This window comes from Roseateles sp. P5_B10 (assembly GCF_056400485.1).
This window is the reverse complement of record NZ_JBFULE010000916.1, coordinates 1-1,969: the sequence shown is the minus strand read 5'-3', so window position 1 is coordinate 1,969 and position 1,969 is coordinate 1. Positions and strand designations below refer to the sequence as shown.

Sequence of the window (1,969 nt, the reverse complement as noted above, 5' to 3'; positions counted from 1 at the left end):
GTCAGCGACGTGGACAGCAGGCCCAGGTCGGTCAGGCCCTGGATGTTGGAGTGGCCGCGCAGCGCATTCATGCCGCCGCCGGGCAGGCCGATGTTGCCCAGCAGCAGCTGCATGATGGCGCCGGTGCGGATCATCTGCGAGCCCTGGCTGTGCTGTGTCCAGCCCAGGGCGTACATGATGGTCATGACCTTGTTGGGCCTGGACGTCTCCGCGATCATTTCGCAGACCTTGAGGAACTTGTCCTTGGGCGTGCCGGTGATCTTGCTGACCTGCTCGGGCGAGTAGCGCGAGTAGTGCGCCTTCATGATGTTGAGCACGCAGCGCGGGTGCTCCAGCGTCGGGTCGACCTTGGCGAAGCCCTTGTCGTCGAGCTCGTAGCCCCAGCTCTTGTTGTCGTAGCGGCGCTTGGCCTCGTCGTAGCCGCTGAAGATGCCGGCCTCGAACTTGTAGTCCTCACCGACGATGAAGCTGGCGTTGGTGTAGGCCTTGACGTACTCGGTCTGGATCTTGTTGTTGGTCAGCAGGTAGTTGATGACGCCGCCCAGGAAGGCGATGTCAGAGCCCGCGCGGATGGGCGCGTAGTAGTCGCTCATGGCGGCCGAGCGCGTGAAGCGCGGGTCCACGACGATGAGCTTGGCCTTGTTGTGGTGCTTGGCCTCGATGACCCACTTGAAACCACACGGGTGGGCCTCGGCGGCATTGCCGCCCATGATGAGTACCAGGTCTGCGTTCTTGATGTCCACCCAGTGGTTGGTCATCGCGCCGCGGCCAAACGTCGGGGCCAGACTGGCCACCGTCGGGCCGTGTCAAACACGTGCCTGGTTGTCGAATGCGAGCATCCCCATCGAGCGCATCGCCTTGTGGGTGATGTAGCCCGCTTCGTTGGAGGATGCGGAGGCGCAGAGCATGCCGGTGGTCAGCCAGCGGTTCACCGTCTTGCCGTCGGCGTTCTGGGCGACGAAGTTCGCGTCGCGGTCGGCCTTCATCAGCTTGACAAGGCGGTCCATGGCCTCATCCCAGCCAACGCGCTTCCATTCCTTGCTGCCCGGCTCGCGGATCTCAGGCCACTTCAGCCGGTTGGGGCTGTGCACGAAGTCCAGCAGCCCGGCGCCCTTGGGGCACAGCGTGCCGCGGTTGACCGGGTGGTCCGGGTCGCCCTCGATGTGGATGATGGACGACGTGACGTTTTTCGCCTTGTCGCCCAACGAATACATGATGACGCCGCAGCCCACCGAGCAGTAGGGGCAGGTGTTGCGGGTCTCGGTTGCCCGGGCAAGCTTGAAGTTGCGCGCCTCGGCCAGGGCGGCCGTTGGCGAGAACCCCAGGGCCACCAGGCTGGACGCTGCCAGCCCCGCGCCGCTCACCCGGAAGAAAGCCCTCCGGTTCATGTCCATTCGGCTGTCTCCTGCGGGCAGGGCCCGCTCTTGTGCAGGAACGAATCACACGGGCGGCCGTCGTTGGCCGCCGTGACCTGATTTCTTCACAAAGGAGAGCCATTGTCCAGGGCGGGCAACCCGGGGGACTAAAGCGCTCAGGTATGCCAGGCTTTCAACTGATCCGCGGATCTTCTGCCGAAGACCGGTCGGACTGACCGACCTTGAGCACGAGAAGCATTTCAGCAAACGACACGAAACCGAACACCGACAGCATGGAGCCCAGGATCTTCCAGCCGATCAGACTGTTGCCGAAGATCGAGCCAAAGAGGCCATCGACCAGATGCACTGAAGCCCGGCTGCTTGCGCCCGCATCATTGCGACCGAAATACGTGAAATAGAGAAACGCCGCGCCAATCCCAAACATCAGCGCCAGCAAAAAAAACGTCTGCGCGTTCAGCTTGGGCTCACGAACCTTGCGCCAGGGCTCGCTGCTTTGGGCGTACTCCTCACGCAGCTCCTGGCGGCGTGCCCGATAAGCGGCGCTGACATCGTCACGACGGCGCCAAAGCCAGGCCAGCAATGCGAGTGCGGAC

2 protein-coding genes are annotated in these 1,969 nt (G+C 63.5%); both read right to left on the bottom strand.

Annotated elements, in window-relative coordinates; all coding sequences use genetic code 11:
- The coding region (locus tag AC1DU6_RS29205; RefSeq protein WP_477861460.1) for a molybdopterin-dependent oxidoreductase at nt 1-1,394 on the bottom strand (1,394 nt) is incomplete at its 3' end.
- 154 nt (nt 1,395-1,548) lie between these two features.
- A partial coding sequence (locus AC1DU6_RS29200; RefSeq protein ID WP_477861458.1) for a hypothetical protein occupies nt 1,549-1,969 on the bottom strand: 421 nt, incomplete at its 5' end.